Annotated in this window: 25 protein-coding genes and 1 tRNA gene; 17 read left to right on the top strand and 9 right to left on the bottom strand. The window is 55.2% G+C overall.

The window, feature by feature from the left end; all coding sequences use genetic code 11:
* Positions 1-22 precede the first annotated feature (22 nt).
* The 7 genes from HMPREF3147_RS09845 (at position 23) to HMPREF3147_RS09815 (ending at position 5,954) form a co-directional block, all read left to right on the top strand.
* Positions 23-526, top strand: coding sequence for an FtsB family cell division protein (locus HMPREF3147_RS09845; protein WP_070447072.1), 504 nt, complete (start codon positions 23-25; stop codon positions 524-526).
* Positions 527-560: 34 nt separating this feature from the next.
* Complete coding sequence (locus HMPREF3147_RS09840) at positions 561-1,109, top strand: DUF501 domain-containing protein (protein WP_070447070.1); 549 nt, start codon at positions 561-563, stop codon at positions 1,107-1,109.
* Positions 1,110-1,125: 16 nt separating this feature from the next.
* Positions 1,126-2,088: a Ppx/GppA phosphatase family protein gene (locus HMPREF3147_RS09835; RefSeq protein WP_070447068.1), complete on the top strand. Its 963-nt coding sequence runs from the start codon at positions 1,126-1,128 to the stop codon at positions 2,086-2,088.
* 78 nt (positions 2,089-2,166) lie between these two features.
* Positions 2,167-2,243 (top strand) — tRNA-Leu (locus tag HMPREF3147_RS09830).
* Between the two features lie 578 nt (positions 2,244-2,821).
* On the top strand, positions 2,822-3,628 hold the full coding sequence (locus tag HMPREF3147_RS09825; RefSeq protein ID WP_141740736.1) for a hypothetical protein: 807 nt from the start codon (positions 2,822-2,824) through the stop codon (positions 3,626-3,628).
* 30 nt (positions 3,629-3,658) lie between these two features.
* Positions 3,659-4,201: a hypothetical protein gene (locus HMPREF3147_RS09820; RefSeq protein WP_141740735.1), complete on the top strand. Its 543-nt coding sequence runs from the start codon at positions 3,659-3,661 to the stop codon at positions 4,199-4,201.
* A gap of 952 nt (positions 4,202-5,153) precedes the next feature.
* Complete coding sequence (locus HMPREF3147_RS09815; RefSeq protein ID WP_070447062.1) at positions 5,154-5,954, top strand: Bax inhibitor-1/YccA family protein; 801 nt, start codon at positions 5,154-5,156, stop codon at positions 5,952-5,954.
* 325 nt (positions 5,955-6,279) lie between these two features.
* Here HMPREF3147_RS09815 and HMPREF3147_RS09810 read toward each other — a convergent pair whose 3' ends face one another.
* Together HMPREF3147_RS09810 and HMPREF3147_RS09805 are read right to left on the bottom strand one after the other, a co-directional pair.
* Positions 6,280-9,210: an Eco57I restriction-modification methylase domain-containing protein gene (locus HMPREF3147_RS09810; RefSeq protein ID WP_070447061.1), complete on the bottom strand. Its 2,931-nt coding sequence runs from the start codon at positions 9,208-9,210 to the stop codon at positions 6,280-6,282.
* Between the two features lies 1 nt (position 9,211).
* Positions 9,212-10,819: an Eco57I restriction-modification methylase domain-containing protein gene (locus HMPREF3147_RS09805; RefSeq protein ID WP_070447060.1), complete on the bottom strand. Its 1,608-nt coding sequence runs from the start codon at positions 10,817-10,819 to the stop codon at positions 9,212-9,214.
* 434 nt (positions 10,820-11,253) lie between these two features.
* Between HMPREF3147_RS09805 and HMPREF3147_RS12745 the strand changes: the two genes are divergently transcribed.
* Positions 11,254-11,622 (top strand): hypothetical protein, encoded by a 369-nt coding sequence (locus tag HMPREF3147_RS12745; protein WP_141740734.1) that lies wholly within the window; start codon positions 11,254-11,256, stop codon positions 11,620-11,622.
* Positions 11,623-11,714: 92 nt separating this feature from the next.
* Here HMPREF3147_RS12745 and HMPREF3147_RS09795 read toward each other — a convergent pair whose 3' ends face one another.
* The 3 genes from HMPREF3147_RS09795 to HMPREF3147_RS09785 form a co-directional block, all read right to left on the bottom strand.
* Entirely contained in the window at positions 11,715-11,972 is a 258-nt protein-coding gene (locus tag HMPREF3147_RS09795) for a hypothetical protein (protein ID WP_070447056.1), read from the bottom strand.
* Positions 11,973-12,021: 49 nt separating this feature from the next.
* A complete protein-coding gene (gene greA, locus HMPREF3147_RS09790; protein WP_010187368.1) occupies positions 12,022-12,543 on the bottom strand; it encodes a transcription elongation factor GreA in 522 nt (173 codons plus the stop codon).
* Between the two features lie 117 nt (positions 12,544-12,660).
* On the bottom strand, positions 12,661-13,152 hold the full coding sequence (locus HMPREF3147_RS09785) for a DUF4307 domain-containing protein (protein ID WP_070447054.1): 492 nt from the start codon (positions 13,150-13,152) through the stop codon (positions 12,661-12,663).
* A gap of 92 nt (positions 13,153-13,244) precedes the next feature.
* Here HMPREF3147_RS09785 and mca point away from each other — a divergent pair, with 92 nt between their 5' ends.
* From mca to HMPREF3147_RS09770, 3 genes are read left to right on the top strand one after another with little or no spacing between them, the layout of a single operon-like run.
* Entirely contained in the window at positions 13,245-14,135 is an 891-nt protein-coding gene (gene mca / locus HMPREF3147_RS09780; protein WP_070447052.1) for a mycothiol conjugate amidase Mca, read from the top strand.
* A gap of 3 nt (positions 14,136-14,138) precedes the next feature.
* Positions 14,139-14,432 (top strand): hypothetical protein, encoded by a 294-nt coding sequence (locus tag HMPREF3147_RS09775; protein WP_010187365.1) that lies wholly within the window; start codon positions 14,139-14,141, stop codon positions 14,430-14,432.
* Between the two features lie 21 nt (positions 14,433-14,453).
* Complete coding sequence (locus HMPREF3147_RS09770) at positions 14,454-15,224, top strand: isoprenyl transferase (RefSeq protein WP_070447051.1); 771 nt, start codon at positions 14,454-14,456, stop codon at positions 15,222-15,224.
* Between the two features lie 15 nt (positions 15,225-15,239).
* On the opposite strand, the gene coaA is transcribed toward HMPREF3147_RS09770, so the two are convergent.
* Positions 15,240-16,166 (bottom strand): type I pantothenate kinase, encoded by a 927-nt coding sequence (gene coaA, locus HMPREF3147_RS09765; protein ID WP_070447050.1) that lies wholly within the window; start codon positions 16,164-16,166, stop codon positions 15,240-15,242.
* A gap of 196 nt (positions 16,167-16,362) precedes the next feature.
* Between coaA and glyA the strand changes: the two genes are divergently transcribed.
* The gene (glyA, locus tag HMPREF3147_RS09760) at positions 16,363-17,664 is read left to right on the top strand and encodes a serine hydroxymethyltransferase (RefSeq protein ID WP_070447049.1); all 1,302 of its coding nucleotides are present in this window, start codon (positions 16,363-16,365) and stop codon (positions 17,662-17,664) included.
* On the opposite strand, the gene HMPREF3147_RS09755 is transcribed toward glyA, so the two are convergent.
* A complete protein-coding gene (locus HMPREF3147_RS09755) occupies positions 17,661-18,017 on the bottom strand; it encodes a DUF5997 family protein (protein ID WP_210384596.1) in 357 nt (118 codons plus the stop codon). The two genes, glyA and HMPREF3147_RS09755, sit on opposite strands and share 4 nt — an antisense overlap.
* 98 nt (positions 18,018-18,115) lie before the next feature.
* Between HMPREF3147_RS09755 and HMPREF3147_RS09750 the strand changes: the two genes are divergently transcribed.
* From HMPREF3147_RS09750 to HMPREF3147_RS09730, 5 genes are all read left to right on the top strand, one after another.
* A complete protein-coding gene (locus HMPREF3147_RS09750; protein ID WP_070447047.1) occupies positions 18,116-18,817 on the top strand; it encodes a LysR family transcriptional regulator substrate-binding protein in 702 nt (233 codons plus the stop codon).
* A gap of 135 nt (positions 18,818-18,952) precedes the next feature.
* Positions 18,953-19,582 carry an LGFP repeat-containing protein gene (locus HMPREF3147_RS09745; RefSeq protein WP_246815764.1) on the top strand — a complete coding sequence of 210 codons (630 nt, stop codon included), beginning with the start codon at positions 18,953-18,955 and terminating at the stop codon, positions 19,580-19,582.
* Between the two features lie 334 nt (positions 19,583-19,916).
* Positions 19,917-21,275: a PhoH family protein gene (locus HMPREF3147_RS09740; protein ID WP_070447043.1), complete on the top strand. Its 1,359-nt coding sequence runs from the start codon at positions 19,917-19,919 to the stop codon at positions 21,273-21,275.
* 71 nt (positions 21,276-21,346) lie between these two features.
* Entirely contained in the window at positions 21,347-21,922 is a 576-nt protein-coding gene (locus tag HMPREF3147_RS09735) for a GNAT family N-acetyltransferase (RefSeq protein WP_070447042.1), read from the top strand.
* Positions 21,923-22,003: 81 nt separating this feature from the next.
* Positions 22,004-23,137: a hypothetical protein gene (locus HMPREF3147_RS09730; protein ID WP_070447040.1), complete on the top strand. Its 1,134-nt coding sequence runs from the start codon at positions 22,004-22,006 to the stop codon at positions 23,135-23,137.
* A gap of 80 nt (positions 23,138-23,217) precedes the next feature.
* Here HMPREF3147_RS09730 and HMPREF3147_RS09725 read toward each other — a convergent pair whose 3' ends face one another.
* Positions 23,218-24,792, bottom strand: coding sequence for an MDR family MFS transporter (locus tag HMPREF3147_RS09725; protein ID WP_070447038.1), 1,575 nt, complete (start codon positions 24,790-24,792; stop codon positions 23,218-23,220).
* Complete coding sequence (locus tag HMPREF3147_RS09720) at positions 24,786-25,409, bottom strand: TetR/AcrR family transcriptional regulator (protein ID WP_070447037.1); 624 nt, start codon at positions 25,407-25,409, stop codon at positions 24,786-24,788. Before HMPREF3147_RS09720 ends, HMPREF3147_RS09725 begins: the two co-directional genes overlap by 7 nt.
* Positions 25,410-25,515 lie beyond the last annotated feature (106 nt).

The following is a 25,515-nucleotide window of genomic DNA, read 5'->3' as shown; positions in this document are numbered from 1 at the left end:
TCCGGGATACAATGGCTTCCCGATGGCACGCACTATTTCTCCTCGTACGAAGCGCCGGAACACCGTTCCGGTACACACGCGTGCCCGCGATGCGCAGCGCACCAAGCGGAAGAAGACCCCGGTCCAGCCTAAAGGCCTGGACATTCTGGGCGTCGGTGTGATCATTGCCGTTATTCTCGTAGTCTTGTTATCCATTGCTGTCCCGCTGCGCAATTACTACCACGGCCAGTCAGAAATTGCCCGCCTAGAAAGCTCTATTTCCGCCAAGCAGGCCCATAAGGATGAGCTCCTCACCGAGATTGATAAGTACAACTCGGAGGAGTACGTCAAGCAAGAGGCGCGTCGCCGGTTCGGTGTGATGGATGAGGGTGAAACGGCCTTCCGCATTATGGATCCGCGCATGGACTCAGGTGACACGGTAACCTCGGAGCGCCGCGAGGATACCGATGACCGCGAGTGGTACGCGGTGTTGTGGGATTCTGTAGCGGAAGAAGCAGAGAATCAACCGCAGGCCCCTGCTGAATAGGACTCAACCATTCCTCCGTGTCACAATGGTTCCTATGACCGTGACCGATGCTGATCTTGAAGTCGTCCGCGAACAACTGGGCCGCACCCCACGCGGCGTCGTGGACATTGCATACCGCACTCCGGACGGAGCCCCGGCGGTGATTAAGACCGCGCCTAAGCTTCCCGACGGCACCCCGTTTCCCACCCTTTATTACCTCACCGATCCGCGCTTGACTGCTGAGGCATCGCGCCTTGAGGTTGCCCATGTCATGAAATGGATGGAGCAGCGCCTTGCAGAGGACGAGGACCTGCAGAAGGATTATCAAGCCGCGCATGAACACTACCTGGCAACCCGCAACGCCATGGAAGACCTAGGTACTGACTTTTCCGGTGGTGGCATGCCTGAGCGCGTGAAGTGCCTTCACGTCCTCATTGCGTACGCCCTGGCGGAGGGGCCAGGCCGCGTACGTTTCGGCACCGAAGCCGTAGCGATGGCCGCAGAACACGGTAAACTTCGAGGAAGCGCCATCCCAGAGGATTGGCCCACCGTGGGGGACCTGGGCATTGATATGGCCCAGTTCGATTTTTCTAACGCCGGTTAAGAGAAAGGCTAGCCTTATGACACGCGTCGCTGCTGTCGACTGCGGAACCAACTCCATCCGCCTGCTTATCAGTGAGATTCAGGAAGATGGAAAGATCCGCGATATCTCCCGAACGATGGAGATCGTTCGTCTCGGACAGGGCGTCGACGCCACCGGCGAGTTTGAACCAGAGGCCCTTGCGCGGACCCGCGCGGCGCTCGAGGGCTACGTCAAACAGATGAAGTTTGAGAAGGTTGAGCGCGTGCGGATGGTGGCCACCTCAGCCACCCGCGATGCCAAAAATCACCGCGAATTCTTTGACATGACTGAGGAACTGCTCGGTCAAGTCCAGTCTGGTGCTCGTGCGGAGGTTATCTCCGGCGAGGAGGAAGCACTGCTGTCCTTTACCGGCGCGGTGGGGGATCTGCATTCTGAAGAGGGCCCATATTGCGTTATCGATTTGGGTGGTGGTTCGACGGAGTTCGTCGTTGGCACCATCGACGGTGAGATTCTCGGCTCCCACTCGGCACAAATGGGATGTGTGCGTCTTACCGAGCGCATCATGCGCAATGATCCGCCCACCGAAGCGGAAATTGAGATCGCTACGGATTATGTGGCTGAGCGCATGGCCGAAGTCGAGAAGATCGTTCCTATCGATAAAGCCCTGACCTTCGTTGGCTGCGCCGGTACGTTTACGACTCTTTCCGCGCTGGCCCAGGGAATGGAGCGCTACGATGCCGATTCCATTCATGGCTCCGAGCTGCGTTTCGACGCCCTGCGGGTGCTCACCCGACAGATGATTGGTCTGCCTTCGGATGTTCGCGCTCTCAACCCCGTCATCCACCCTGGACGCGCGGATGTCATTGGCGGTGGATGCGTGGCAGTCGAGGGCATCATGACGATGATTGAACGCAATAGCGAGGCACGTTCTTTCTTCATCAGTGAGAAGGACATCCTCGATGGCATCATTACTGGCCTTGCAGCAAAATTAGCGGGCTAAGGCCGGAAGGCTACGCAGAAGCCGACCCTATTTTCAGTTCATGACTATCCGTGCCCTAAGATAAGTGGGCACGGTTTGGCCCCCATAGCCCAATCGGCAGAGGCAGTCGACTTAAAATCGATTCAGTGTGGGTTCGAGTCCCACTGGGGGCACCACTGGGGGCATAACTGGGGCGCCACTTGGAGCTAGTAGGACGCCGGCTGAGCACCACAATCTGACACAGTGGTTTGATCAGTGGCGAACAATCGTCACGGCACATTCCACAAACCCTATTGCCGCATCCCCCAAGTCCCAGTCAAACAGCTCCGCATCGCTGCAGACATTGGCCTCAGCACTAATTCAGACCTGGACGATTAGCACTTCACTCACTTGTTTCACCAGATGGTCTGCGACGTCGTAGGCCGCATAGATGGTAACCACAAGCCTGCACTTGATAGTCGACTTGTTAAAGCATTTCTTGGCACTTTGGGACGGTTAGCCGATTCCACTTCGTTGAGAATCTTTTCTAGAGAAGAAAAAGTAAAGACTTAATCCGAGGTTTATCAGTGACGAAGGGTATCAAGGGGGGATAGAGAATTGCCCCGAAGCTGCTATAGGAATGGGTAAAAAGGGGATTTCGTTTCTCCAATGCAGCGGGCGGGCTCAGAAATTTTGAATTCGACTGCTGGAGTAGTCCTATTGCCGAGGTGCGGTTACCCCAATGCAAGCGTTTTCAAGGGCTACACTCTTTCTCATGCCGTCGAAAACTGTCAAAGTCTATAAGGTCCAAATTGAACCTCCTGTTGAACCGTTTCTGTCAAAAGAAAGCAATGGACAACGGGTGGCGAATGCGCTTTCGCAAGGTAGCGGCGTACAGCGGTTTGGGCGTATCTGGAGAGTTGGAAAAGTAGAGCAGGAAGGTAGCGTCTTAATCGGTAAGTTAGGGTTCGTCAATCGCCCAAAGACTTCCGAGGTTTGGGACGAGGACGAGCTTGATTTTCAGGAGGTCGAATTTAAGGATGGGTCGTCTGCGACGTTTGCGGTGAATCTTGACACCCTTAAGTTGGCTGTACAGCCGACTGCACATGTTTCGGTCACTAGTGCTTTAGGGGCTATACGTGCGCTGTTGTCTCTTGAAGGCGAAAAGTGGACTGTTAGCCCACTAAAGCGATCGATAGATTTTGAATCCTGGAAGAAGACCGTAGACAAGATAATTCGAGCCAAATATAAGCTAAGGAAACCTAATCCGCATTACGGCGAAGCAAAGAGTCTTGAAGCAATTATGGAAAATGCCGAAGCCGAAGTCGTAGCATTAGAGATGTCATCGAGCGAAGGCCTTGATCTTGGCTCTCAGTTCCTTAGGGAGACACAAATGCACACGGACCGTGGGTACGGGGAAGCGGATTTTATTGGCACTCGACGTATCGCCAACGGGGATACCGTAGAAACAAAGTACTCTTCGCTGGCTGGCGCTGAGGAAGAAGCAATTGAGATAACTGTGAACGATGATGGGGAGATTTCGAATACAGCTATTGCGGATGTATCACGTCGAATAGATTAGTCGGAGTAAGGGATTGCTATGGGTAGGACTGTGAAGAAGGACCGCGGGCAAGTTTGCAGCGTGCTTTTGTCCTACGACTTTGTTCTCGGACTTTTGACCGGCGTGGCGACGGCTTCAATTCCCGCGTTTGTTCTTGACAGCCGTGAAGGACTGCAGTCGATATTCTTGGGAATCGCGGGTGTTGGAGCGGGCATTGCCACTCTTATTCTTACAGCGATGGCAGTGCTTGTCGGAGTGGTTTCGCCAGCTTACGCAGAGCTGCTTGGCAAGACGAAGACCGGTGTTTCAGGAGTTGCCCGTCCCTTTAGGCTTGTGGCACAGATTTCGGCGTGTGCATCAGCATCAGGACTAGTAGCTGCAAACTTGTTGCCGGTTATTAAAGCGAGTTCTTGGTGGGTTTGGGCTCTGACCTCGGTCCCGTTCATTTTGATTTTGTGGTCAGTGTTTGGCTGCGTACAAGTGTCTCAGCAATTGGTCTATCACTGGGAGAATGCGTTAAGAGCAGACGAATTGCAACGGCGACGCTTGGCGGCACAGAAGCTTAATACTGACGTTGAGCCAGAAAATCTCTGAGGGTGCCTCCTTAAGGTTTCCTTCCCTTATTGCATTTGTGAGATAGGCGGCGCGACGAAGATGGAGCTTTTGGCGCTAACTCGAGCCCCTTCTACCAGCCACTGGGGCACCATTTGAAGTTTCGCGACATCATCGCGGCGTTGTTTCGTTTTTGTCCCTGGTTTCAGCGCTGTTCAATCTCCATCTGGCCCAGCGCTTGTCGGCATTGCTGTTTGCGCTCACTGAACTCAAGACATTTAGCCCAATCAGTCTGGCCTTGTGCCCTTAGCCTCGGTTGCGACAGTTGCTGTTGCTTCGGTGGGGACACGACGAATGTTTCGCTTGGACTCAAGGTGCTCCTCGCTGCCGAGCGTTGGGAATAGGGGACGCTGCCGTCAGATCGTCGTTCCGGGCCGAGTGTGTCCTTGAACCATTGAATAACGGTGTGCGCCGCTGGCGCCTGCTCGGCTATGGGCGCGTCGGTCTCAGGAAAAACCGGCTCAGATTGAGTCGTCTCAGACGTGATTGACAGCTTGGTGAAATCAATAGTTCATATATGTGGGGATTCTTCGGTGGTACTTGAGATGCTGGTACTCATTGGGGCGGAAGCGGGATCAGCGTCTACATGCGCTAAGTAAGCCTTCAATGCGGTGATCACTAATCAAAACTCCATTAGGTGGGTTGTCCTCTTTCATGGGAGGAATTGCCAGGTGTTGATAAAAATCCTTTTGCAAGGTATGCGGGGAACGAGTGAAGAGATAACAATTACGCACACCTATTACTGCTACGCCTACCAGCAGCCAGAAGCTGCCCTTGTCGATGGATCACGGTTAAACGTGGATAACTTTTGCGAATTTTGAGATTTTTGGGAACTTCCTAGCAATGGGAAGCGTTGATCCTAGTGAAATGAAAGACAAGGCAGCCCCGAGTGGCAGCTTTTTAGAGAACGACTGTGAAAGGAATCGGGATTCGCGTGCGTTCTAGCAACCCCGTCATGAGTTCCCTCTCGTCCAGCCAAAGTCAGACCCAGGTTAACCCCTACGGTCAGAGCGACAATCCGTTTAACCAGGGAAACCGTAGCGCCGATCGTCCGCTGACGGTTGATGATGTCGTGACCAAGACTGGTATTACTCTTGGCGTCATTATTGTTATGGCCGTACTCAACTTTGCCATCGGTGAGTTGGTTAACCCGGGCATTGCGATGATCCTTACCTTGGTTGGTGCGCTAGGCGGTTTCGTTACTGTCCTCGTCTCAACTTTTGGAAAGAAGTTTGGCTCTGCTGCGGTGACGTTGATTTACGCCGTGTTTGAGGGCCTTTTCGTGGGCGGATTCTCGCTCATGTTCGCCGGCGTATCCTTCGGTAACTCCGATGGCATGGCGCTCATTGGGCAGGCCATTATGGGCACTGTAGGCGTATTCATCGGTATGCTGATGGTCTACAAGACCGGTGCGGTCAAGGTCACCCCGAAGTTCAACAAGATCATGTTCGGCCTTATTGCCGGTGTGGCAGTGTTGGCGCTGGGTAACATGTTGGGTGCTATTTTCTTCGGCTTCAACCCGCTGCGTGATGGCGGCATGCTCGCCATCATCTTCTCCCTTGTCTGCATTGTCTTGGCTTCGCTGTCCTTCATGACGGACTTCGACCAAGCTGATCGCCTTATCCGTCAGGGTGCTCCGGCTCAGTACGCCTGGGGTATCGCTCTTGGTCTGGCTGTGACCTTGGTCTGGCTCTACACTGAGATTCTTCGTCTGCTGAGCTACTTCAGGGACTAGTTAGTCTCATGCTAATTTTGGGAACCGGGGTGAGAATCTTAAACTCTGTGGTCTCAGCCCCGGTTTCTGGGTGTTTTTATAGCATCATCGGGCATCAATCTTCGATCTAACAAAAGCGGTGCACCTCACTCAGACGTCGTTGTTTTCGTCGAAGGTGACTTTTATAAACAGTCCGCGAAGCCTATTTATTCGGAATTTAGGCTGGCGCTGTAGTTGCTATGAAAGTTGCCAATTCGGATAAATCGCCGAATAGTAGAGGAGTCTGGGCGACTTGCCCCCAAAAAGTCACACGCGCCTTAACTGAGTCGCCCCAGAGCTAGCAAAATTAGAAGTGCCACCAATCGAGGAATTTCTGTCTTATCTCTGCGCGTAGTTCCTTTTTTGATGTAATATGTCGCACTTTATCTCGCGGAGCTACCGAGTGATCATTGTCGGATAACTTACGTAGCTTGATCATGAGTTCTCTCACACTGTCGTGGAAATCAACGTGATCCGGGTTTGAAAAATCCAAATCTGGTACAGGAACGTCGGTGATGACGTCAGTTCCACGGGAGTAGAAACCGCCGCGGAATGGGCTGCCGCGTTTGGTCAAGAAAAACTCAATTTCCTCTTGATCGAGTAACGCAAGCACGAACTCGAGTGAAAAGTCAGCACTCTTTGGGTATAAAGCTACCTCACCAGCAGTACCACCAGATTGATAAGCGATTCCGGTCAGATCGATACCGTACTTGTTTCCGCGCTGGTTTACTGAGTAAAAAATCTTTGGCTTCTCAAGACAGTATTCAAATGCCTGCCATCGCCCGAAAACGTAGAACAGTCCAGTTTTTTGCATCATTAGTTTGGCTTGTTTGTCCCTAGATTCAAGGGAGTCTTTGTAAGCCGTTAAGTATTCCAGAGCGCGGGGAAACTCTTCCTTCATCTGTTCCATGGACACAGGTTCAACCTTTTGGAGACCGCCTCCTGTATACGGGTAGAGGATTAGAGAATCCGCCATCACAGAATGGTGCGACTGCACACGTTTTGAATCTTTGAGGTAAGGCTTGGTAATTCCCTTTTCAATGGTCCATTTCTTTGAATTACCTGTATCCGGATCCTTCTTCCAGAATGTGACTAAGCCTTTCTGCTCCGTGAAATTGTCTATGATGAAGACCTTATTTCGACTAGTCTGTAAGCCGTTCTTTGGCTCGACGATATCCCCAAGTCTGATCGAATTTTGGGTTAGGCCTTTAAGAATTACGGCTTCGCGTTCACTGGCGGGAAGGATCCACTCGCCTTCGGGGTGCGAAGAGATCTCATTTCGTGGGGTTGAGAAAACCTCGTATGTGCCTAGAGAGAATTCTTCAACACTGCGCGGTTCGGAGTATCGCACGTTGGTGCTCTTGGACTTCGACAAAACTATTGCGCACACATAGATCATTTTTCCGTCGAAGATCGAATGATGCCTGAAGTTGTGAAGCCAGACGGGAGTAGCGTTCTCAAGAACGAATTTCCGCAAAAGGGACCCGGAAGCTACTGTCATCCACTTGTTTGGTATTACGACGCCGATGACACCTTGTGCTGTAGCACAAGTAATCGCGAATTCGACAAAAGCAAAATATTTGTCAAATTGTTTGTACGGAGTGGTGTAGTTGGCCTGGAGATATTTAAACTCAAAGAGATCATACTTGCGCATGGATTCCGTGCTCATGTACGGGGGATTACCAACTACCATGTCGAACCTCGGTGGCAACGTTGTTGATTCGAGGTCCAGTGCAGAAGTTGAGCTTGGAGCGTCGGGACTCGGGCGGACTAACGTGTTTCCACAAACTATGTTTTGGGTTAGGTCCGGCAAGATGTTGCTGCCAGTAGGAAGAGTGGCTTTGATTTCATCGTCAAGCAAATGGACAATCAAGCTAAAACGAGCGACTTCAACTGCGTTATAGTCTATATCGATTCCAAAACAGCACTGGGTGAGCAAATCTCTCTTAGCTTTGAATGACAGTCTCCATTCGTCTTGACCGATCTTGATCAGCCCCGAATAATTACCGGCTTTTATGTTGCGCTCTGTTTCCCTCGCAACAAGTTCGTTAAAGGTAGAAAGCAAAAAGCGTCCAGATCCCACTGAAAAATCTAATACAGTAGGTCGTTCAATCTTTTCCGGAACAAGCGCAACTGCCTCCGCAACCGTACGATCTACTAACGCTTGCGGAGTAGTTACAACATCGCGATTTTTGTACTCCGACTTTTGGGCTAGAGAAATAGCACCGTCTTTAATAATCAGATGTTGCGCGAGTGAGGCCTCATAGACTAGACCGAGGAAATCGGCGTCTAAAACTGCGAAGGAGAACGGGCTTCTTGGTGCGTACAGTCTGTTGACGATATCAATGATGACAGAAGAATCCGTGAGAATTACAGGATCGAATTTGGGGCTTACAGTGGCAAACAGGCCGGTGTTATAGCGAGTGTGCAGCGTTTCAAAGAGCGCCGGAAGATTCGTAATGTCTCCAGTCACAACTTTGCGAAGCGTTTCTTCTCCTTCAATTCCACGGTCTTCACACATGCGAATGAAGATGAGACGGTTTAAGAGCTGTTGAACAGCATCATTGAGGTGGATCTCCGAAATCGACGGGGAATTTTCTAGGATCGATTGGCCAATTTCCATTCGCCAACTATTGAAGTGGTTTATAAAGGCTTTATCGGCGGGAAGGTCTTGTTTGCTTGCAGCGGTAGAGAAAGCCCAATTGACTGTTCCGACTGCCTTCTTTCCAAGAAGGTCGGATATCTCATCCCAGCTGTCTACATATTCCTTATAGTTCCATCTAGCAAGTAGCGCTGTCTCTGCATGATCGCGCCCCTCATCTACAGGTACAGTTGCGTCGAAAACAATAAGATCTCTAAAATTGGTCAGAACAACAATTGCGTGTTGATCTGTGTATCCGTAGCGCCGCGCTTGAAAAATAGCGGATTTATCCGAGAAAACGGGCACCGAGGGCTTCTTTGCTTCGATGTTGTATCGAGATTCACCATTGATACGGATCGTATAGTCAGGTTTCTGCCCTGAACTACCGAGTTGTCTTTGGTTCTTCTCAAGGACTACGTCTCGCTTATATGGGGCCACGCCGTGTCTATTACGTACATCCCAACCAAGGTTCATCCACAAAACGTCGATAAATTCGCTGCGTGTTTCAGCCTCGGTGTAGCCAGTGGGGGATTCGTAAGTCTGCCGACCGACAGCGTAGGTACGACATAACTCCTCGACAGAAGCGAAGCCGCTCATTCTAGGTCAACCTTTCTATTCTGCGCGAGCTAAGACGTTTTCTTGCAGTTTGAATTAGCCGGATATTTTCTTCGCTAAATCCAGCGCGGCCAAGAACCAGTTTGTCCTGTTGTTCAAGAATTTCTTCGGTAGGCCGACCTAGCAAGAATTGGTTATCCAATTGATCTAAGTCTGCTCTGCTGAAAGTGTTAAATGGGATAGGAAGTTTACGAATCTCTGAAGGAATTAGCTCAAGCACCCCACCTCCGTAGCTGCGTCCGAGAAGTTCGGCCCCTAGGACAGTAAGTGAGTTGAACCAACTCACTGTCAGTGAAACTGGGTCGAGAGAAGTGGAAATTCGGTATGCAGTGTCAGTTGTGAAAGCTTCCATCTCATTGAAAATCAATCGAGGTGCTTGATGCGATCTCTTTAGAAGGCTCAACGACGTTCGATAAACAGACGGGACAGCGTACCAAGGCGAACGAATTCTGGTTTTGTATCGTGTGTGTAAGTTTTGGCTCTCTCCGTAATCGACGTATTTAGATGCTCCAGGACCTAAAAGCTCCTTGTCAGTGGCTGGAAAATAGATGAAATTTGTAGGGTATCCATTCTTTTTGTTGTTTTGGTGCACGGCTTCGGAATATGTCACACCTTGAATGTGGTTGCTTCGCCCAAACATTGGGTAAGCGTAAGCATGCAAATCATACTGATTCACTACTTCGTCAGTCACAAGAAAGAACTTATTCGCTCCGGTAACGATACCAACTTGAGCAGTCGCGATTTCATCAAAATATGACACGGAAGCTGATGAAACCATGTGCTGATATGCTGAAATCTCATCTGGCGACAGAAGTGATGCCATCCATTTTTCTGGGCTGGCAGGCACTGTGCGGAAGTCGGCGTAGTCAAATTCGATGCGGGGGTCTCCAGCCAAGAAGTCGAGATTGCTCTTGTGAACTGTGGCTAGTTTGCAAGTGTTTGAATTTCCATCCACCTGTTTCTCAGCGAAGAGGAGAATCGTTCGCTGTAACGCGCCATCAAAGATTAAATCTTGCGTATCGATTAGTAGTACTCGTGAGCACTGCTCCAATAAAAACTTGCGGATTCCGGAGGCATGAGACACGGTCATGATCTCGGCGGGAATCACCATTGCTAAACGCCCTCCAGGGGTAAGCATATCCAGAGACTTTACGACGAATGGAGCCCATGCGTTGAGATGCTTTGTAAAAGGGAGACAATGAGAATCGTATAGCTTCTTAGCGAGTTCTTGCGTTTGTTCCTCAAGAAACTGGTATCTAATGAACGGTGGGTTCCCGAGTACACCGTCGTACTCTGTGGAGGAGGTGAACTTAAGGAAATCCTCACTATAGACGGTGAAGTCCAACTTGGCTTGCATTGCGGACTTGGCTTTCTCTGCTTCGTCTGGGTCACGTTCGATGCCATGAATCAGGGGTGGATGGAAGTTTAGCGTATCCATTGCTCTAAAAAACGCTCCATCCCCACAGCTAGGCTCGAGGATGCTACTGCAGCCCCCGTCTATAAGCCAACGTGTGAGGAATTCCGCCACTGGTTGCGGCGTATAGTACCCGCCGCGAAGCTTATCTCGGCCCTGTTCACTCTTAAATTTCACCGTTTACTCCACGATTCCTGGGTTGCCTTGCGCAAAGTATGAATCCATACATGAATTGCTCTACGATGAGGCTAAATGTCGTCCGTGTAATTATACTCAAGCCTCGTAACCAAGGAAGTGCGGAGAAACTGGGCTCCGTATTTAGGGTATTAACATTACTTCGAATCATTCGGTGTTTACTTTGCGTAAGGTAGCACAAGTCTTTAATTGGTACGGCGAGTAACGCTTTGGATTCCGTGCTTTTGAAAGGAACGTGTTCATTTAATCGGTAAGGCAACGCCACAGAACCTCATATAGTAGGTTTTCAAGGAATCACCAAGCGCAACGGCAAAGTTGGAGTAGTCGGACAAAACGGCAGCAGGTTACTGCCGACGGCAAGTAACAATGTGAAGCCGGCCGCTAACTGGGCCAGATTGGTAGCTGTCTCCAAAGGCATGGGCCGGAGTATAGAGTCTTTGTTGCTGGCATCCATGTCTTCGTCGGCGCTGTACGGGGTTGTGGTAGATGGTGTGGGCGTGGAAGTCTGGCGTCGGCAAGCGCGGCCGTTTGTGTTCAAGCGCTTCGCCCAGGTTCTCTTGGCCGATGGAGAGCCGTGTGAACCAGTTCCGAAACTAGTTCAGGGCACGGCCATCGTCTTCATGATGCCCCCGATGGGCGGAATGGCGCGTGGCGGAGAAGGCGAACGGCGGATCAAGTCCGTTACCACGCAGGTAGAGCGCGATCCCAACCGCCGCGACCTATTAGGCGAAGCCCCTGCGGTGCTGCCAGGGGTTATTGGGGATTGGGCCCGCGAAGAAAACTAGGTGCAAGGCGGTGGAGGGGGAGTGCCCTCAGAACGCTAAAAGCGGCGCCGGATTATTCGGGGCGCCGCTCTTGCTTTAAGATGCCGTTGAGCTTATTGCTGAACCGGGGCAGTGGTGTATTCAGCCGGAGCTACTGCGGTCTCGGTGGCAGCTTCGGTGCCAACGACGTCGGTGGCATCTGCAGACTCGGAGGATTCGGCTGCGCCGGCTCCCGGGGCCTCACCGGTGAAGGTAGCACCGGTGTCGACCTTTTCAGTGGAATCCTGCTCGCTCGGCGGGTGGCAAGCAGCAAGGGTAAGACCAGCAGAGACAACCAGACCAGCAGCAGCGAAACGAGTGAACTTCTTCATGGGGATAAAACTCTTTCTCAGAAAAACGGTGACCTAAGAGCAGTATAAATTAGGACTTGCGCGGAGTTGCGGCCTTTGCGGAATCATAAGGTGCAGCGGAGACCACGGTCACCGACAAGGTCTTGCCATTCGGCGCGGTGTACTCGCGGGTCTCGCCCTCGGCAGCACCCAGAAGGGCAGCGCCCAGCGGGGACTGCTCAGAGTAGGTCTCCAAGTCCTTGTTGTCGGAAGCAGCAGCGCGGGTACCAATGAGGAAGGTCTCGCGGTCCTCTTCGTCACCGTTGTAGTAAACGTGGACCACCGAACCGATGTGGGCAACGCCCTCCTGGACGGCGGTGCGCTCGGTGGTGGAGTTAGCCAGAACCTCGGAGATCTGCTTGATGCGGGCCTCTTCCTGGTCCTGCATCTCGCGTGCGGCGTCGTAACCCGCGTTCTCCTTAAGGTCACCCTCCTCGCGGCGCTCATTAATTTCCGCGGCGACGACCGGGCGGTGGTCAATCAGGGCCTGCAGCTCGGCCTCGAGCTTGGCCTTGGTTTCCGGGGTGATGTATTGCTTCTGCTGCTCAGCCATAGTGCAACCTTCCGTATACGGTTTCTAATGAACACTTTTATTTCTCAAAGAACGGGCGCAAAAGTGCAGGTGGCGCGGCCCATTCAGAACGCTCAACATACTAGCACAGCTGGGCTTTTAGTTGTCGGTTGCCTCACCCGCTGTATCCATTGCGCTGGTATCGAGATAAGAAGGAATATTTCCAGAACAACCGTAGACGCCACCGGCGACAGCCGGGTGGTTGGTGGGGATGTCCACTGCGACGCGCTGGGCAGACTCGCCGCCGGCCGGCACGGCAATTTCGCGGCGGCCGACCTCCGCTTTGGAGTAGTCAAAAGCCTGCACGATGCAATAAGCAGGTTCTTCAACGCGGTTGCGTGTGATGTCTACCCAAATGCGCATGGAGTCATCGGAGAGGATCTCGTGTGTGACATAGGATATATCTGCGTTGACCTTCTGCTGGCTGCGGAAGTACTGAACGCCAAAGACGATGGCCGCGACAAACATGGCCAAAAACACCAGCACCAGTGCCCGATTGGTCCAGGAACCTCCTGTACGCGGGGTGCGTGTCTTGGAACCGTATCGAGACTGTGAACGTGCGGAGCGAGAAGCGGGTTGGGCGTCAGACATGAGTCTGATTCTATCCAACGGTCGCCGCGAAGTTACTATCCATTAGACTGGGCGTCTGTTTAAAGAAGCAATCTAGGGAGATGTAGCACCCAGTGAGTACAAAGCGCCTTTTGGCTATTCACGCGCACCCTGACGACGAATCCTCGAAGGGTGCGGCGACAACCGCGAAATATGCTGCGGAAGGGGCGGAGGTCCTCGTCGTCACCTGTACCGGTGGTGAGCGTGGGGATATTATCAACCCGGCCATGGACCGCCCTGGCGTCCTTGAGAATATGGGCAGTATTCGTCGAGAGGAAATGGCGGAAGCGGCCGCCGCTTTGGGCGTGCAACACCGCTGGCTTGGGCACGTGGATTCGGGCCTTCCCGGCAACCCGCTTGCGCCTAATATTAAGGACCTGCTCCCCGAGGGCTGCTTTGCTCTCAAGGAAGATGATGAGGTAGCCCAAGAGCTGGTGGAGATTATCCGTGACTTCCGCCCCCACGTCATCATTACCTATGACGAGAACGGCGGCTACCCACACCCGGATCATCTCATGGTCTACCGAGCGTCTATGTTGGCGTGGGACAAGGCGGGCGATTCCGCGTACCACCCAGAATTGGGGGAGCCGTGGGAGCCGCTGAAGCTCTACTACACGCACGGCTTTGTGTATCAAAGGATGAAGATTTTCCACGACCTCCTTGTGGAGGAAGGAAAGGTGAGCCCTTATGAGCCGATGCTTGCGCGGTGGGATACCGCTTTCGGTGACATCATGGCGCGAGTGACCACGCAGGTAGAGTGCGCGGATTACTTCCAAAATCGGGAGGACGCTCTCCGCGCACACGCCACCCAAATTGATCCGGCCGGTGCCTTTCTTGCGACTCCGGTGTCCGTGCAGCAGGAGCACTGGCCTACGGAGGAATTTGAGCTGGCTAAGACCCGCGTTTCGACGGCGCTGCCGGAGGATGATTTATTTGCGGGAATCCCGGAAGTAGGGGAGGCTTAAAACATGAACGCTTTGTACTTCGCGGCGCATGACGTCGCCCTGCTCGCCCAGGGGAGCCAAAGCGGGCCGGTAGGACCAGAGTTCGGTAAGGCCTCGCCCATCGGTTTGCTCATCCTTGCCCTGATGGGCGTTGCCGTCCTCTTCGCAGGCTGGAATTTTCACCGCCGCTACTCGCGTTTCCGCCGCCGTACCATGTTCGCGCAGGATCACGGCATTGATCCTTTCGATGATGAGGCGGTCGATGCGGCTATGAAGGAAGCCGGCATCCTCGATAACAGTAAGAAGTCCATCTTTTAACGCAGAGGACGTTTCCCCACCGTGAAGTTCCTAAGCCAGCTCCTATATCCCCTGTATGAGGCGCGTCTAACGCGTGAGATTAAGAACAAACCGCAGCCACGCCACGTGGCAATCATGGCGGATGGCAATCGCCGCTGGGCGCGCGAGGCGGGCTTTACGGATATTAGCCACGGTCACCGCCAGGGAGCGCGGAAAATTAGTGAGATGATCTCTTGGTGCCAAGGCACTGACATTGAGGTCGTCACTATTTACCTGTTGTCGACGGAAAATTTGAAGCGCAGCGAGCAGGAAGTGCAGCTGCTTTTTGACATCATTTCTGATGTTGTCACGCACCTTTCCCAGGGCGATTTGGATTGCCAAATCCGTCTCGTGGGACACCTAGATCTGCTTCCTGAACAGGTTACCGCCAAAATGCAGTGCGCTGCTGAAGCCACAGAAGATCACCAGGGCGTCATCGTTAACATCGCGGTGGGCTACGGCGGGCGTCAAGAAATCGTTGATGCCGTGCAGAGTCTCATTCGTAGCGAAGCCGAAAAGGGATTGAGCGCTGAGGAGATTGCGGAGAACGTGACGGCAGAGGCCATCACGGGCAACCTCTACACCAAAGGTTTGCCGGACCCAGATCTTGTGATCCGCACCTCCGGTGAACAGCGTCTTTCCGGCTTTCTTCTGTGGCAGGCTGCTTATTCAGAGATTTGGTTTACGGATACGTATTGGCCCGCATTCCGCCGGGTAGATTTCTTGCGCGCTTTGCGCGATTATTCGCAGCGCTCACGCCGCTTTGGGCGCTAGCCCGATAATGCCCGCCTAGAGCTTGCGCATCCGCACTTGCTCCACCAAATGGTGTGAGCCCTTGCGTAGAACCAAGGAAGCACGCACTCGGGTGGGCAAAATATTTTCAATAAGGTTGGGCAGGTTGATGGACTGCCAGATTTCTCGGGCCTGCACGTAGGCTTCCTCATCCGTCATGTCCGCGAAGGAGGCGAAGTGCGCACCCGGCTCGCGGAAAGCGGTGTGCCGGAGCTTGAGGAAGCGGTCAATGTACCACTTTTCAATGTCGTCGACTCGGGCGTCCACATAAACAGAGAAGTCGAACAGGTCGGAGACCATGAGGGTCGGACCGGTTTGTAGGACGTTGAGGCCCTCCAAGATGAGGATGTCCGGCTGGCGAACCTCCTGAAATTCCCCGGGGACGATGTCATAGGACACGTGCGAGTAGAGCGGGGCCGTGACTAGGGGTTTGCCCGATTTAACGTCGGTAACAAAACGCATCAGTGCGCGGCGGTCATAGGACTCCGGGTAGCCCTTGCGCTGCATTAGCCCGTGTTCTTTAAGGTAGGCGGTGGGGTAGAGGAAGCCGTCCGTGGTCACCAAGTCGACCTTCGGGTGGGAATCCCAGCGTTCAAGGAGCACTTGGAGCAGGCGTGCTGTCGTGGACTTGCCCACGGCAACGGAACCAGCGACGCCGATGACGAAGGGCACGTGCGTCGGTGGGTTACCCAAGAAGGCCTCCGTGGCTGCGGTGAGCTTTTGGCGGGCCTCCACCTGCATGTGAATGAGACGCGAAAGGGGGAGGTACACCTCTGCTACCTCGGTGAGGTCGATGCGGTCACCAATGCCGCGGAGTTTTTCCACCTCGTTTGCCGTGAGCACCTGTGGCATGGATTTACGTAGGGCACGCCACGTATCACGGTCAAAATCGAGGTACGGGCTCGCATCGGTCATTCGCGCCATGCCGACTATTGTCGCACTGCATCGGGCGCCTAGTGCAATTGCCCCGAATGAAAAGATTCCTAGAGGCCCCCGCGCGGGGGATGCGGGCGTTAGGATGTAGAACTAGCTTCGGCGATTTCTCAAGCCGGTGGTGTTGTGCTGCGAGCGGGCACTGCCGGCGATCTTGACCATCTTTAGGAAGGGACACCACGCTTTCATGACGACTACGAACAATTCAGACGTGCGCTACCAGGAGATGCGCGATCTTGACCCCGAGGTCTTCGATGCTATCTCCGGTGAGATTGCTCGTCAGCGCGATACCCTCGAGATGATTGCCTCGGAGAACTTCGTCCCCCGCGCGGTTCTACAGGCACAGGGTTCTGTTCTCACCAACAAGTACGCAGAGGGCTACCCGGGACGCCGCTACTACGGCGGCTGCGAGCACGTCGACGTCGTGGAGGATCTGGCTCGCGATCGCGCCAAGGCGCTGTTTGGCGCTGATTTTGCCAACGTCCAGCCGCACTCCGGTGCCCAGGCCAACGCTGCTGTGCTGGCTTCGCTGATCCAGCCAGGTGACAAGATCATGGGCCTATCCTTGGCGCATGGCGGTCACCTGACCCACGGTATGAAGCTGAATTTCTCCGGCAAGCTTTACGACGTTGCCGCGTACGAGGTTGACCCGGAGACCATGCGCCTCGACATGGATAAGGTGCGCGAACAAGCTCTGGCAGAAAAGCCGCAGGTGATCATTGCTGGTTGGTCCGCCTACCCACGCACCATCGACTTCGAGGCTTTCCGCTCCATCGCCGATGAGGTCGGCGCGTACCTGTGGACGGATATGGCGCACTTCGCGGGCCTCGTGGCCGCCGGTCTGCACCCCTCCCCGGTGCCGCACTCCGATGTTGTGTCCTCCACCGTGCACAAGACGCTTGGTGGCCCGCGCTCTGGCCTCATCTTGGCCAAGCAGGACTTTGCCAAGAAGATCAACTCCAACGTCTTCCCGGGCCAGCAGGGCGGACCGCTCATGCACGTCATCGCGGCAAAGGCTATCGCCCTCAAGATTGCGGCCACCGAGGAATTTAAGGAGCGTCAGGAGCGCACCCTGGAAGGTGCTCGCATTTTGGCTGAGCGCCTGACCGCTGAGGATTGCACCAAGGCGGGCGTCGACGTCCTCACCGGTGGTACCGACGTGCACCTCGTCCTGGCGGACTTGCGTAACTCCGAGCTCGATGGCCAGCAGGCGGAGGACCTTCTCCACGAGGTTGGCATCACCGTGAACCGCAATGCGGTTCCGAATGATCCGCGCCCGCCGATGGTTACCTCTGGTCTGCGCATCGGTACCCCGGCCTTGGCTACCCGCGGCCTCGACGCGGCGGCCTTCACCGAGGTGGCCGATGTCATCGGTACTGCACTAGCAAACGGTAAGGACGCGGACGTCGCCAAGCTGCGCGCTCGCGTGGAGAAGGTCGCCGCAGACTTCCCGCTCTACGACGGTCTTGAGGATTGGAAGCTGGTCTAAGCTTTCCCGCGCTCTCCTGACTCTTCTTGGGAGAGCTCATTCGAGCGCTCCTCAGCGTGAGCTTTCCGAGCGGCTTCGAGCCACTCGGGCATCGCGCTGAGGAGTTCTTTAATTTCCGCGGTGGTGAGAGGACGGTCCATCTCGTTCTTCTTCAGCGCGGTCACGGAGATTCCCAGCTTTTGTGCCACCACTGGGCGCGGGTGGGGGCCTTCTCGACGCAGGTTAGCCAGCCATTCCGGCGGATTCTCCTGCAAGTCGCGCAGTTGCGCGTGGGTTACTGCGTTGGCTTGAAACTCCTCCGGGGTGGCCGGCAGGTAGATGCCCAGCTTCTTGGCTGCGGTTTGTGCGCGCATGGCGGTACCGGAAGGCTGCTGGGTTTCGTTGTTGGGGGTTTCCTTATTCGGGGTATCAGTCACGCTCACCACGCTAGCAGCACCGTAGTATGAGGTGCATGCTCCGCCTTGTCTTTTCCACTGGTACAGAACCCGGTAAGTGGTTTCGCCGCTACCGTGACTCGCATTCCCCCGAGTCCCTGGTGACCGTCGACGCCGATGATGCGCTGGCGGTTCTTCTCGCGCATGAGGCAGACCTCGCACTCACCCGCCTGCCAGATTCGCGGGTTGATGACAGCTTCCATGTGGTTCGTCTTTATGAGGAGGCGCCTGGTATTGCGGTGCCGAAAGACTCGGTCTATGCGGAGGTAGGGGAGGACATTGCGCCAGCGGATGTTGCCGAAGAGATTGTGAACTACCGGATTGCGCGGGACGGCAGTGTCGACGTTCCAGCCCTGCGCACCGCCCTCCAGGTCGTGGCAGCCAACGTGGGCGTGGCCATCGCGCCTCGACCACTGCTGAAGGTGCTGAGCAAGAAGCAGGTAGTCGCACTTGGGCTAGAGGACCCTTCCGTTGCGCGCACAGAAATCGCTTTGGTGTGGCGCCGGGCTGATGATGGTGACGAGATTCAGGATTTCGTCGGGGTGGCAAAGGGAAGGACGCGGAATTCCTCCCGCAACACAGCTGAGAAGCGCAGCGCCCGCGACAAAGCAAAGGCTAAGCAAGAACGCAGAAAGGCCCAAGGAAAGTCTCACAAGGGCTCGATTTCCAAACCGTTATCGAAAAGATATAGGGGTTCTCAACAGCGGAAACGCCGATAAATAAGTCGCTTTGTTGTCAAATCACAGGTTCGATGGTGGCAAGACGTGTTGGCTACGCCTACGGTGGGTTTCGTTCTCAACAAAAGTACTTAGAACAGTGCTCAACTAGAAGAGAAAGGTTTAAGAATGAAGAAGATGACTCGTCGTTTCGCTGCTGGTATCGCCGCCGCCACCCTGTCCCTGGGTGTCGTTGCTTGCTCGGATGCTGAGGATGCCGCTAAGGATGCTGGCGACGCCGCACAGTCCGCCGCGTCCGACGCTACCGGTGCTGCCGGCTCTGCTGCTCAGGACGCCAAGGATTCCATGAAGGACTCCGAGTCCGCCGATCCTTCTGATGCTGAGGGTGCAGAGGATGCTGACTCTTCTGAAGCAGATTCTGCCGACTCGGAGGGCGGCGCTGAGGGCGACAAGGAGAGCGTATCCACCGCCAACGGTGATGTAGAGGTCCCGGCCGACTTCGCTCAGGCTATCAAGGAGAAGGCTGCTGAGTGGGGCGACCCGGAGTCCATCGAGACCACCGACAAGGGCAGCGTTGCAACTTTTGCCAAGGACAAACTGCTGGCATTCGCTGAGGGCGAAGGCACCCAGCCGATCATTGGCAAGATCGCCGAGACCTGGACCGAGGAAGGCGGCCTTGAGAGCAAGGTAGGCCTGCCGACTGCCCCGGAGCAGGCCGAGGGCAACGGTTGGGTACAGGAATTCACCAACGGCACTATCTCTTGGCTGCAGGGTGAGTCCGGCGAGTACGAGGCCACGATCAACTAAAGGCTTAGCTCGCATGTAGCGGGATTAACCGCCCGTTGAGCTTCTAAGACAGGCTCCGCACTGATAGATCGGTGCGGAGCCTGTCGCTGTTTTCCATGGTCACGGCTTCGCGAAAGAATAAACTACTCCCAACTTGTGGGAATGGTGTGACTGCGGTGAATGCCGTTTAAAAACTGTTCATCTTGCACCCATGTAATTTCAACCTTCGCGCTCTAGCGTGGACGGTGTCCGGAGGTTAAGTGCAGTTTCCGGGCAGTTCGACAATCACCAGCTTCACCATGCCCTCCCAGGTCGATTTGTTGGGACGGGCATAAAAAGGGAGAACCCTGCCGCTATGACCAATCCTTCCGTCCTGACCGAGCAGCCGCACGAGGCCGCTGTGGCAACCAAGACCTATGTCATCGATACCTCCGTCCTTCTCTCCGACCCCTGGGCGTTGCGTAAATTCGCAGAGCACGATGTGGTTCTGCCCATCGTCGTTATCTCTGAGTTGGAAGGAAAACGTCATCACCCGGAGCTTGGCTGGTTCGCCCGCCAAGCTCTTCGCTTTTTGGAGGACCTCCGCGCCACTTACGAAGCTCTGGATCAGCCGCTGCCCGTCAATGCCGCAGGCGGAACGCTGCGCGTGGAGCTTAACCACCAGGATCAATCCTTGCTGCCGGCGGCCTTCCGCGGGCCGGAGGGAGACCACAGAATTCTCGCGTGTGCGCTGAACTTGCAGCATGAAGGCAAGGACACCGTTCTGGTAACCAAGGATGTCCCGCTGCGCGTCAAGGCCGGCGCTGTGGGCCTGCAGGCCGATGAGTACCATGCGCAGGATGTCGTGCTCACCGGCTACACCGGCATGGCCATCGTGCCCACCAGCGCCGAGGTCATCGATGAGCTCTACGGGGAAGGCGAGGTGCTTATCGACGGCTCCGTGACCACCGCCGGCACCCGCGTCGAAGACCTGCCGGTGCACTGTGGCGTGACTCTGCAGGCAGGCGGGCAATCAGCACTGGGACGCATGACGGCTGAGGGCACTGTTCGCTTGGTGCGTGGGGATAGCAATGTATTCGGTCTGCAAGGCCGTTCCGCCGAGCAGCGCGTTGCACTGGAACTCTTAGTAGATCCTTCCGTGGGCATCATGTCCATCGGCGGCCGAGCGGGCACGGGTAAGTCCGCGCTGGCATTATGTGCTGGCTTGGAGGCAGTTCTGGAGCGCGGTGAGCACCGCCGCATCGTGGTATTCCGCCCGATGTATGCGGTGGGCGGACAGTCCTTGGGGTACCTGCCGGGCTCGGAGAGCGAAAAGATGAACCCCTGGGCCCAAGCAGTCTATGACACTTTGGAAGGGTTGGTATCCGAAAACGTCATGGAGGAAGTCCAAGACCGCGGCCTCTTGGAAGTTCTCCCACTGACCCACATCCGTGGCCGCAGCCTGCATGATTCCTTCGTCATCGTCGACGAGGCCCAGTCACTAGAGCGCAATGTGCTGCTCACAGTCCTTTCGCGACTGGGCCGCGGCTCCCGTGTGGTGCTCACACATGACGTTGCCCAGCGCGATAACTTGCGTGTTGGCCGCCACGATGGTGTGCAGGCGGTCATTGAGAAACTCAAGGGGCATGGGCTTTTTGCGCATGTGACCCTGCAGCGCTCTGAGCGCTCTGCCATTGCGGAGCTCGTCACCGATTTGTTGGAGGGTGAGAATTAACGCGTTCGCGAATGGCGATCTGCCTGCTCTCAGCTTGGCATTAACGCAGTGTGCTCAGTAATAATTGTTTCATGAGCGACAACGCAGAAAACAAGAAGAAGGATTTCCGCATCCGGCCCTTCAACGCTGCGGACTACCCGCAGATGCGGGAAATCTATGAGCAGGGCCTGAACACCGGTCACGCTACTTATGAGACCCGCTCGTTGACCTTCGAGGAATTTAAGAACGTCAAGATCATGTCGTCCGTCTTCGTCGCTGTTGAGGAAGACGATGACTCGAAGGTTCTCGGTTGGGTCTGCGCTGCGCAGGCGTCCACCCGTACCGTGTTCCACGGCGTGGTGGAGGATTCCATCTACCTGAGTAAGGAAGCCCAGGGCAGGGGTATCGGTGGCGCCTTGCTGGATCAGCTCATTGAGGTCTGCCGCGACTTGCACAAGTGGGCCATCCATTCGTGGATTTTCCCGGAGAACGAAGGCTCCGCTGGTCTCCACAAATCCCGTGGCTTCGTCAAGGTGGGTACCTACTCCCACATGGCAAAGATGACTTATGGTGAGCTTGCCGGCCAGTGGCGCGATACCGATGTTTATGAGCTGCTCCTTCCGAAGCCGGAGGAAAAGAAGGCAGAAGCCAACCAGAAGAGAAAGTAATTATCTCACTTTTCTAATATCAGGGCAGGAGTGGGGATAGAATAGAACCTGTTCGCAACCACTCTCTATCGAAGGCGAATCATGTCTTTCCGCACCTCTGTGCTTGCCCTTTCTACCGCCGTAGCCGTGTCGACCGGTGCTTTCGCAGCGCCCGTTGCCACGGCTGCTGAGTTTCCATCTGCCGGCTCCGTCCCTGTGGCGGAGCTCGACGTTAACCACCCCAATGGTGCTTTGGCTTATGTCTTTGCTGAGCCCGTGATGCAGTCCGATATTGACCTGGTTACCCGCCAGGTTCGGCAGCTACGCGGCAAGGCTTGGGACGATAACCTTCCCTTCAACGGCGGAACGCTGCGCCAGGCTGCTAGCGCCGCAGGTTTCCGCACCCGCGATGCCTATGTGAATTCCATCTCCTGGGATCGCGGTCTCGAGCACGCGGTTTTGCAGCGCGCTGCCGAGGAGAACCTTGACTTCAACCATGAGAGACTGCCAGGGGTTCCTCCCTTCGGAGTCATTAGCAACCTCTGGGCCGGTGAAAACCTGACCACTAAAGGGATGTCGGACGCGATCGCATCGTGGTCGACCGATAAGTACCAGGGGGCAAGCGAGTGGGATATGCTCATTCGCTCACATGGCCAGTTCAATGATCGCACTGGGCACCTCTACTCGATTATCGATCCCACCCACGTAACATTCGCTCAGGCGCAGGTTGGGGAGGTGACTGCTGGTTTCTTCTCCAACCGCGATATGCCCGGTCAACCCGCGCGTATTTCCGGCCGCCACGCATTCCCTATTGCCGTGCCGGAAAGCACAGTCGGCAAAGCCGAGCTCATGACTACGGGTGGCACTTCCGTCGGAAGCCAAGGAAGCCTGGGATTGAGCATCGACGGCTTCCGGGGAGCAAAGCTGGGGGTTCCGGTGGCGTCGCCAAGCAGCAGCGATCCGGAGGTCTTGGAAGTCAACGAGGACGGAACCTACACGGCCAAGTCCGAGGGCACTGCGACCATCACCTTCAACACTCATGTGTTGCGTAATGGTCAGCCCCAGCTGTCAAACAACCAAGTCACCAAGACCGTGAAGGTGACCAAGAAGTCTCTTCTCGGAAGCTCGAGCACCGGTGGCACGGATGTTGGGACCATCGTGGGCATCATTGCCGGCCTGCTGGCACTCATCGGTGTGGCTGCGCAGGTAGCGCGCCAGTTAGGAATCCTGCGCTAGGCACGTTGATACAAGAAAACCCTCGCTACGTGATTCTTCGTAGCGAGGATTTCTTGTTGTTGCATCCTTAGGGGAGTGCTCTAATCGATGGTCTCCTTGAGGTGCTCCTCCCGCACGGGCAGGATAAGCAGGAGAGCGATGATGGCCATCGGAACCATGAGCAGGATGACTGGGGTTAGACCATCGTTATAAGCGTTGAGGACGACATCGCGGATCGGCTCCGGTAGCTGTGCAACCATCGATGGGGTCAGGTTGGAGGAACCGCCGCCCTCGGCGTTGAACTTTTCCGCAAACGGTGCACCGGCCTTGCCCATGGAAGCAATGGCAGCAGGCATATTGGCAGCTAACTCGTCCTTCATGTTGTGGATGAACAGCGAGCCCACGAGGGAAGCGCCCATGGCGGAGCCGATTTGGCGGAAGAAGTTGTTAGCCGCAGTAGCGGTGCCCACCAGCGCCACGGGGAAGGAGTTCTGAACGATGAGAACGAGCACTTGCATAACAAAGCCAAGTCCGATGCCGAAGACGAGGAACTCCGCGCCAAGCTGAGTCAGGGAGGTCTCCACAGTCAGCTTCGACATCCAGAACAACGCGCCAGCCGTAATGGCGAGACCGATGATGGGGTAACGCTTGTAGTGGCCGGTTCGGGCGATGATGAATCCCACTGTGGTAGAAGTGCCGATCATGCCGAGCATCATCGGGATCATCATGAGTCCCGCCTTGGTAGGTGTGAGGGTGTGCACCATCTGCAGGTAGGTCGGCATGTAGCCCAGCACACCGAACATAGCCAGGCCCAGCACCATGCCGGCGGCCGTCGTGAGCACCATGTTGCGGTTCTTAAACAGCAGAACTGGGATCAGGGGCTCCTCGGCCCGCTTCTCGACGAAGACCGTGATAACAGCACCAATCACAACGATGACGGCCAAGGTAAGAATGACGGGATCCGACCACTCATACTGAGTGCCGCCCCAGGTGGTCATGAGGATGAGCGAGGCGGTAGTGATAGCGATGAAGGTGGCTCCCAAGGCATCAAACTTACGCAGATCAGTATCGCCGACGCGCAGGTGCAGAACGAGCACGCACACGGTCATGGCGAGCAGACCAAGGGGAATATTCATCCACAGACCCCAGCGCCAGCCAGGTCCATCAGTGAACCAGCCGCCAAGGACTGGGCCGAGGACGGAGGACAGGCCGAAAACGCCGCCCATGATGCCCATGAACTTACCGCGCTCACGTGCCGTGGTGACCTCCGCGATGATGGACTGGGAGGAGATCATCATGAAACCAGCGCCGAAGCCCTGAATGGCACGGCCAATAATGAGCAGATTCATCGAATTGGCGAAGCCACCCACGGCGGACCCGATGACGAAGGTGGCAATACCGCCGATGTAGAGCCACTTGCGGCCCATCATGTCACCGAGCTTGCCGGAGATAGGCATAGCAATGGTCATGGTGACCAGGAAGGCGGAAATAACCCAGCTCATGTGGTCGACACCGCCGAGCTCGCCGACGATGGTGGGAAGAGCGGACGCGAAGATCATCTGCCCCAGGGAGCTCATCAACATGGTGAGCACGAGGGCAGAGAAGACGAGGGCAAGGTTGTTTTCCGGCTTGCCATTGTCAGTGTTGGCCACTGGCGGTTTCGCGGTAGCTACCATGACAGTCCTTTCGAATAGTTGTTGATGAGTGCGAGTGCGGAGTCAAAGCGCTGCTCAAAGGGGATATCACAGCTGAAGTCTGGCGAGGTGGTGGCCAACCAAAAAGCCTCACGGATGGTGACAGCAATGAGTAGTGCCTCCGTGTGCGGGGAGACATCCGGCATGGTCTTTAACGCTGGCTCCTTCTCTAGCCGCTGGGTGAGAAGCTCAAGTACTTCGTTAGACTTGGCACGCTTTCTGCTTAAGGACGCCGCCGCTGCGTCCGCATCGCGGGAGATACGGCGGCGTCGTTCAGCAATTTCCTTATTGGCGTGCTGCCCATTGAGGTGTTCCTTGATGAGACCTACGGCCAGCTTAAAGAGGTTCTCCGTAGGAGTTTCGAGCAGGTAACTCTTTTGCTCCTGGGAGAACTCTTGGCTGGGGTTGCCCAAGACGGCTGAGTCCTTGGAATCGAAATAGTTAAAGAAGGTGCGCCGGGAAATTCCGGCCTTCTCACAAATCTCCTCCACCGTGACGGAGGCAAAGCCATGCTCGTCTACCAAGAGGGTGGCAGCATCCTCTATGCGTAGGCGAGTTTTCAGGCGTTTTTGCTCGCGTAATGACAGTTCTTCTTGCACGGAGTGTAATCCTACACCCGGTGCAAGTTTGCACCAAGTGCAATGATGGTGATTCTCGTGAGGGCGGGGAGCTCTTTATGGCGTAGCGCACAGGAAGGGGGGGGGG

It is taken from the genome of Corynebacterium sp. HMSC05D03 (assembly GCF_001807205.1).
Taxonomy (GTDB): domain Bacteria; phylum Actinomycetota; class Actinomycetes; order Mycobacteriales; family Mycobacteriaceae; genus Corynebacterium; species Corynebacterium aurimucosum.
This window is presented reverse-complemented; position numbering and strand designations above follow the sequence as displayed.